The organism is Bhargavaea beijingensis, assembly GCF_900101985.1.
Taxonomy (GTDB): Bacteria; Bacillota; Bacilli; order Bacillales_A; family Planococcaceae; genus Bhargavaea; species Bhargavaea beijingensis.
Window position 1 is genome coordinate 135,567 of sequence record NZ_FNAR01000007.1, and the last position, 7,069, is coordinate 142,635.

The 7,069-nt window shown below is 53.2% G+C and carries 6 protein-coding genes; all 6 read left to right on the plus strand.

What is annotated here, in order from left to right; genetic code table 11:
• Positions 1-87 precede the first annotated feature (87 nt).
• The gene (locus BLT01_RS07495; RefSeq protein ID WP_092096572.1) at positions 88-4,389 is read left to right on the plus strand and encodes a PolC-type DNA polymerase III; all 4,302 of its coding nucleotides are present in this window, start codon (positions 88-90) and stop codon (positions 4,387-4,389) included.
• A gap of 129 nt (positions 4,390-4,518) precedes the next feature.
• Complete coding sequence (rimP, locus tag BLT01_RS07500; RefSeq protein ID WP_092096533.1) at positions 4,519-4,995, plus strand: ribosome maturation factor RimP; 477 nt, start codon at positions 4,519-4,521, stop codon at positions 4,993-4,995.
• 24 nt (positions 4,996-5,019) lie between these two features.
• Positions 5,020-6,222, plus strand: a complete 1,203-nt coding sequence (gene nusA / locus BLT01_RS07505; RefSeq protein ID WP_092096537.1) for a transcription termination factor NusA — start codon at positions 5,020-5,022, stop codon at positions 6,220-6,222.
• A gap of 20 nt (positions 6,223-6,242) precedes the next feature.
• On the plus strand, positions 6,243-6,521 hold the full coding sequence (gene rnpM, locus BLT01_RS07510) for an RNase P modulator RnpM (RefSeq protein ID WP_092096539.1): 279 nt from the start codon (positions 6,243-6,245) through the stop codon (positions 6,519-6,521).
• Positions 6,518-6,835, plus strand: a complete 318-nt coding sequence (locus tag BLT01_RS07515; RefSeq protein WP_092096542.1) for a YlxQ family RNA-binding protein — start codon at positions 6,518-6,520, stop codon at positions 6,833-6,835. Before rnpM ends, BLT01_RS07515 begins: the two co-directional genes overlap by 4 nt.
• A gap of 4 nt (positions 6,836-6,839) precedes the next feature.
• The coding region (locus BLT01_RS07520) for a translation initiation factor IF-2 N-terminal domain-containing protein (protein ID WP_176765079.1) at positions 6,840-7,069 on the plus strand (230 nt) is incomplete at its 3' end.

Below are 7,069 nucleotides of genomic sequence, written 5' to 3' on the forward strand. Positions count from 1 at the left end.
CGGAAGAACGGGAAAGCCCTCGGGCTTTTCCCTTCTTTTTTCGGTTCTGGCGGAAAGGGGGAATATCCTGTGGAACAAGACCCGAAAATGCGCTTTAAGATTCTGCTGCAGCACATCGGCATGACAGAGGATGCAGTTGTCCGCCACTTTGAAGGTGCAACCCTTGAGCGGCTGGACGTACATACAAAATCCCGAGTCTGGCGGTTCCGGGTGACTGTGCCGGCAATTCTTCCAGCTGCGGTCTTCAGGGAGTTCAGAAAGCGGATTGATGCCACATTCTCGCCAATCGCGCGTGTTTTGCTTGATATCCGCGCTGAAGACTCGGCATTTGATGAACAAAGCATCCGTGACTACTACGAGCTTGCCGTCGGAGAGATTGCGGACATGTCCCCGCCCGTTCGTGATCGGCTCTCTTCTCAGCTTCCTGCATGGAATGGCCAGACGCTCGTGCTGAAATGCGGCAATGAGCTCGAATTGCAGACAATGAAGGGCAAATACGGCAATCTGCTTTCGGAGTCCTATGGCTCGTTCGGATTTACCGGGCTGTCTGTTGACTTTGCTCTCGGAGAAGAAGACAACGGCGAAGAAGAGGCGCGCCGCGCCTTTTTCGAACAGCGCAGGCTGGAAGAGGAAGCTCTTGCCAATCGTGCGCTGGAAGACATGAAAAAGCGTGAAAAGGAGAAAAAAGAATCAACCGGGCCGGACGGGCCATTTTCAATCGGCCTGCCAATCAAGCCGGATGAGCCGATCACGGGCATTCGCCTGATCCAGGACGAAGAACGGAAAATTACGATTGAAGGCTTTGTCTTCGATGTGGAAGTCCGCGAGCTCCGAAGCGGCCGCTCTCTTCTGACGGTTAAAGTGACCGACTATACGGATTCGATCCTGGTGAAAATGTTTTCCCGTGACAAGGAAGACGCGGAAATGATGACCGCCCTCAAAAAGGGGGCCTGGATCCGCGCAAGGGGATCGATCCAGAATGACACCTTCATACGAGACCTTGTCATGATGGCGAATGACATCATGGAAATCGCCCCCCGTGTAAGAAAAGATAAAGCACCGGAAGGGCGGAAGCGCATCGAGCTTCATGCACATTCAAACATGAGCCAGATGGATGCAGTCATGCCCGCTGGAGAGCTTGTCGCCCAGGCAGCCAAATGGGGCCATCCGGCAATTGCGATTACGGACCATTCCAATGTGCAAGCATTCCCGGATGCCTACTCGGCCGGAAAAAAGCACGGCGTTAAAGTGATTTTCGGGCTTGAGGCAAACCTCGTCGATGATGGAATACCGATTGCCTATGAAGAAGTCAGCCGGGATCTTGAAGATGCTGAGTTCATCGTATTTGACGTAGAGACAACCGGCCTATCCGCGGTCTACGACAAGATCATTGAACTTGCTGCGGTCAAGGTGAAGGGCGGAGAAATCATCGACACCTTCGAAAGCTTTTCCGACCCGGGCCATCCATTGTCCGCGACAACAATCGAGCTTACCGGGATCACCGATGATATGGTGAGCGGCGCTCCGGCCATCGAGGAAGTGGTCCGGCGGTTCCGCGACTTTGCAGGGGACGGAATCCTGGTCGCCCACAATGCCACATTCGACATGGGGTTCCTTTACGAGGCCTACAAGCTTGCAGGCGTGGAAGAGCGCGAACATCCTGTCATCGATACTTTGGAACTGGCGAGGCTCCTGCATCCTGAGCTGAAAAACCATAGGCTGAATACGCTTTGCAAAAAGTTCGGCATCGATCTCACCCAGCATCACCGGGCGATTTATGACTGTGAAGCGACCGGCCATCTGCTGATCCATCTTCTGAAAGAAGCGGAGCAGGATTACGGCATCAAGCGCCACGATGAATTCAACCTGCATATTGGTGGGGGAGAATCATACAAGCGCGCCCGTCCGTCCCACTGTACGATACTCGTCAAGGATTCGGTCGGCCTGAAAAACCTGTTCAAGCTTGTTTCCCTCTCGCACACAGAGACCTTTTACCGGGTTCCCCGCATCCCGAGATCGGTTCTCCAGCGTCACCGGGAGGGGCTGCTGATCGGATCGGGCTGTGACAAAGGGGAAGTGTTTGAAGGACTCATGCAGAAGCCGCTTGATGAAGTTGAGCAGATCGCAAAGTTCTATGATTATCTGGAGGTGCATCCGAAACCGGTCTATCAGCATCTGATTGAACTGGAGCTGGTGAGGGATGAATGGAATCTTGAAGACATCATCCGGAAAATGATGAAGCTCGGAAAGAAGACCGGAATACCCGTAGTTGCAACGGGGAATGTTCATTATATCGACGAGCACCAGGCGGCTTACCGGAAAATCCTTGTCGGTTCGCAAGGCGGAGCCAATCCGCTGAACCGTCATAGCCTTCCGGATGTCCATTTCCGCACAACAGATGAAATGCTGAAAGAATTTGAATTCCTCGGAGAAGAAAAGGCGGAGCAGATCGTGATCGACAACCCTCAGAAGATCGCTGACCAGATCGGCGAAGTTCAAGTGATCAGGGACGAACTGTATACACCGGTCATCGAAGGGGCAGACGATGAAGTCCGGAGCCTGACCTATACGATGGCCCACTCCATTTATGGCGAGGAACTGCCGGATATTGTCACCGAGCGGATCGAGAAAGAGCTGAAATCGATTATCGGACACGGTTTCGGGGTCATCTATCTGATCTCGCATAAGTTGGTCAAAAAGTCGTTGGACGATGGCTACCTTGTCGGGTCCAGGGGATCGGTCGGTTCATCGCTTGTCGCCACGATGATGGAAATCACCGAAGTCAACCCGCTTCCGCCCCATTATGTGTGCCCGTCATGCAAAAAGTCGGAATTTATCACAGACGGTTCCATTGGCTCCGGATTTGACCTGCCGAGAAAAAATTGCGAAAACTGCGGTGCCGAGATGACAAAAGACGGCCATGATATCCCGTTCGAAACGTTCCTCGGCTTCAAGGGAGACAAGGTTCCCGATATCGACTTGAACTTCAGCGGCGAATATCAGCCGAGGGCTCACAATTATACAAAAGAGCTGTTTGGTGAAGACTATGTATACCGCGCGGGAACCATCGGAACCGTTGCCGAGAAGACGGCATATGGTTATGTGCGCGGATATATGAACGATCACGACCTCACGATCAGGAACGCAGAGATAGACCGGCTTGTCCAGGGGTGCAGCGGTGTCAAGCGGAACACCGGACAACACCCGGGAGGGATTATCGTTGTCCCGGATACGATGGATATCTATGATTTCAGCCCTGTTCAATTCCCAGCCGACGATCAGGATGCGTCGTGGAAGACGACACATTTTGACTTCCATTCAATCCACGACAACTTGCTGAAGCTGGACATCCTCGGCCACGATGATCCGACGGTCATCCGGATGCTTCAGGACCTGTCCGGCCTGGATCCGAAAAAGATTCCGGTCGACGATCCCGAGGTGATGAAAATCTTCAGCTCGCCTGAATCACTCGGCGTCACCGAGGAGCAGATCGGGTGCAAAACCGGTACGCTGGGTATTCCCGAATTCGGCACTCGCTTCGTCCGCCAGATGCTGGAGGACACGCGGCCGTCCACATTCTCGGAACTTGTCCAGATTTCCGGGCTGTCCCACGGAACTGACGTCTGGCTCGGCAATGCGCAGGAACTGATCCACAACAAAATTTGCGTGCTGTCCGAAGTGATCGGTTGCCGGGACGATATCATGGTCTATCTGATGCACAAAGGGCTTGAGCCTTCGCTTGCGTTCAAGATCATGGAGTCGGTCCGTAAAGGCCGGGGACTCACTCCCGAGTTCGAGGCAGAAATGAAGAAAAACGGGGTGCCGGACTGGTACATTGATTCATGCAAAAAGATCAAGTACATGTTCCCTAAAGCACACGCCGCTGCTTACGTTCTCATGGCGGTAAGGATTGCATGGTTCAAGGTCCATAAGCCGCTGCTCTACTATGCGGCATACTTCACCGTCCGTGCATCAGACTTTGATCTGATAGCGATGAACAAGGGCTCCGCGACGATCAAGGCCCGCATTGAGGAAATCGAGGCGAAAGGCCTTGATGCATCGCCCAAAGAGAAAAGTCTTCTGACCGTGCTGGAACTCGCGCTGGAAATGTGTGAGCGCGGGTATAAGTTTGGAAAAGTGGATCTCTATAAATCTAAGGCGACTGAGTTCATCATCGAAGGGGATTCGCTTATTCCGCCATTTAATGCGGTGCCGGGTCTTGGGAATAACGTGGCACGCGCGATTGTGGAGGCAAGGGAAAACGGAGAGTTTCTGTCCAAGGAAGATCTCCAGCAGCGCGGCCGTGTCTCAAGGGCCATTATCGACTACCTGGATGAGCTCGGATGCCTTGAAGGCATGCCAGAAGCCAACCAGCTCTCGCTTTTCTGATTTGTTGCAACACCCGTGCGGCTATGATAAAATGGATTCAACAAGTTCGGATAGTCGCGCACAGAAGAGTGGGGTTCCCCGCTCTTTTCTGTTTGTCGGGATAAATTTCCTGTAAATAAGGAGGTCCTTATGAGCAAAGTCACACAAGAAGTCGAAACGTTGGTCGCGCCGATCCTCGAGGAGCAGGATCTGGAACTTGTCGACATCGAATTTGTTAAAGAGGGACGCGACTGGTTCCTCAGGGTGTTTATCGATACGCCTGGAGGCGGCATCGACATCGAGCAGTGTGCAGCAGTCAGTGAACAGCTGAGCATCAAGCTTGATGAAGCGGACCCGATTCCGCAAAACTACTTCCTGGAAGTTTCTTCTCCGGGAGCCGAGCGTCCGCTCAAAAAAGAGCAGGACATGGAACGCGCAGTCGGCCAGTACGTCCACATCAGGACGTATGAGCAGATTGACGGGAGAAAAGAGTTTGAAGGCTACCTCCTCGCCTATGGCGGAGAGGGAGCGGAAATTGAAATGAAAGTGAAAACACGCAAAGTGATCGTGCTGATTCCGAAGGACAAAATTGCATTTGCACGTTTGGCCATCGATTTTTCGGCATAATGTCCGGATAGGAGTGAAATACAGATGAGCAGCGATCTTCTGGAAGCGCTCAACGCCCTTGAAAAACAAAAGGGCATTTCTAGGGATGTACTTGTCGAGGCGATTGAAACCGCCCTCGTCACTGCATACCGCCGCAATTTCAACCAGGCGCAAAACGTCAGGGTCGACCTGAATATGGATGCGGGTACGATGAAGGTGTTTTCGCGCAAGGATGTCGTCGAGGAGGTCGAGGATGACCGCCTGCATATTTCTCTTGAGGAAGCACGCAAAGTCAACCCGCTGTATGAAATCGGCGACGTGCTCGAAGAGGAAGTGACCCCGCGCAACTTCGGCCGGATTGCGGCACAGACTGCAAAGCAGGTCGTTACACAACGCGTGCGCGAAGCGGAGCGGGGTATGATTTACGATGAGTACGTGGACCGCCAGGATGACATCGTCAACGGCGTCGTCGAACGTCTTGATCCGCGGAATATCTACGTGAGCCTTGGTAAAGTGGAAGCGGTTCTCCCGCAGAATGAGCAGATCCCTTCCGAGACTTACCGACCGCATGACCGCATCAAAGTGTATATCACGAAAGTGGAACGTGCTGCGCGCGGCCCGCAAGTGTTTGTTTCGCGGACGCATCCCGGTTTGCTCCGCCGACTGTTCGAGATGGAAGTGCCGGAAATCTATGATGGCATTGTCGAGATCAAATCGATTGCACGCGAGGCCGGCGATCGCTCCAAAATCTCCGTCTATGCCCATGATGAAGATGTCGATCCGGTCGGCTCCTGTGTCGGTGCGCGCGGTAACCGCGTACAGACAATTGTGGATGAGCTGTCCGGAGAAAAAATCGATATCGTGGAATGGTCCGAGAATCCGGAAATCTTTGTTGCGAACGCATTGAGCCCTGCCAAAGTGCTGGATGTTCTCGTCAATGAAGAGGAGAAATCGACAACGGTCGTTGTCCCGGATTATCAGCTTTCTCTCGCCATCGGCAAGCGCGGGCAAAACGCCCGCCTTGCTGCAAAACTGACTGGTTGGAAAATCGATATCAAGAGCGAAGCGGATGCAACGGAACTTGGCATCTACCCGCGCACGGTGACCGATGAGCCGGAAGGACAATGGGCCGAAGGCGGCGATGACCTGTATGACGGACAAAGCGACTCCGATGATCTGGAGACGAAAGACATCGACCTGTATGAAGTTGTTCAGGCCGAAGACGGAACTGAATCGAAAGAAGACTGACTCTTGAAAGGATGGGAGCAATGGGGAACGGCAAGAAAATCCCTCTCCGGAGATGCTCGGCAACCGGCGATATGTTCCCGAAAAAAGAGATGATCCGTGTTGTCCGGACAAAAGAAGGCGAAGTTTTCGTCGACCCGACCGGCAAGAAGTCAGGACGCGGAACCTACATCTCCAAATCGGAAGAAGCTGTGGAAATGGCGAAAAAGCGGAAATCGCTGGACAGCCAGCTGGGTGTCAAAGTTCCTGAAGAAATCTATGATGAGGTTCTGCGCCTCATCTTGAGAGAAAAACTGCTATGAATGAACAGAAGATTTACAGCCTATTGGGGCTGGCGGCGCGCGCTCGCAAAATCGCGACAGGCGAAGACCTCGCCATCGACGCGATCCGTTCGGGGAAAGCGAAGCTTGTCATTTTGTCTGCCGATGCTTCGGACAACACCCGGGGCAAAGTTACAGATAAGGGTGCCCATTACGGAATTCCAGTGTATGTGTTCGGGACAAGGTACGAACTGGGCCATGCAATCGGAAAGGAGGCGCGCGTCACACTGGCGATCTTGGACAGCGGCTTTGCGAAAAAGCTGTCCGGCCTGCTTGAGGAACCAGAGGAGGACTGACTGAATGACGAAAATGAGAGTTCATGAATATGCGAAAAAGGTAAACAAGTCGAGCCGTGAGGTCATCGACGAACTGGACAAAATGAAAGTGGATGTCAAGAACCACATGTCGGTACTTGATAGCGATACAACGGCTAAACTTGACCGTAAATTCGGCCAGGGCGGCAGCCGGCCAAACAACCAGGGCGGCAACCGCCAGGGCGGCCAGGGCAGCAGCAACCGTCCGGCATCCCA

Coding starts and splice junctions, on each gene's coding strand:
- rnpM (WP_092096539.1), top strand. CDS start 6,243: ATGGGGAACGGCAAGAAAATCCCTCTCCGGAGATGCTCGGCAACCGGC.
- rimP (WP_092096533.1), top strand. CDS start 4,519: ATGAGCAAAGTCACACAAGAAGTCGAAACGTTGGTCGCGCCGATCCTC.
- BLT01_RS07495 (WP_092096572.1), top strand. CDS start 88: ATGCGCTTTAAGATTCTGCTGCAGCACATCGGCATGACAGAGGATGCA.
- nusA (WP_092096537.1), top strand. CDS start 5,020: ATGAGCAGCGATCTTCTGGAAGCGCTCAACGCCCTTGAAAAACAAAAG.
- BLT01_RS07515 (WP_092096542.1), top strand. CDS start 6,518: ATGAATGAACAGAAGATTTACAGCCTATTGGGGCTGGCGGCGCGCGCT.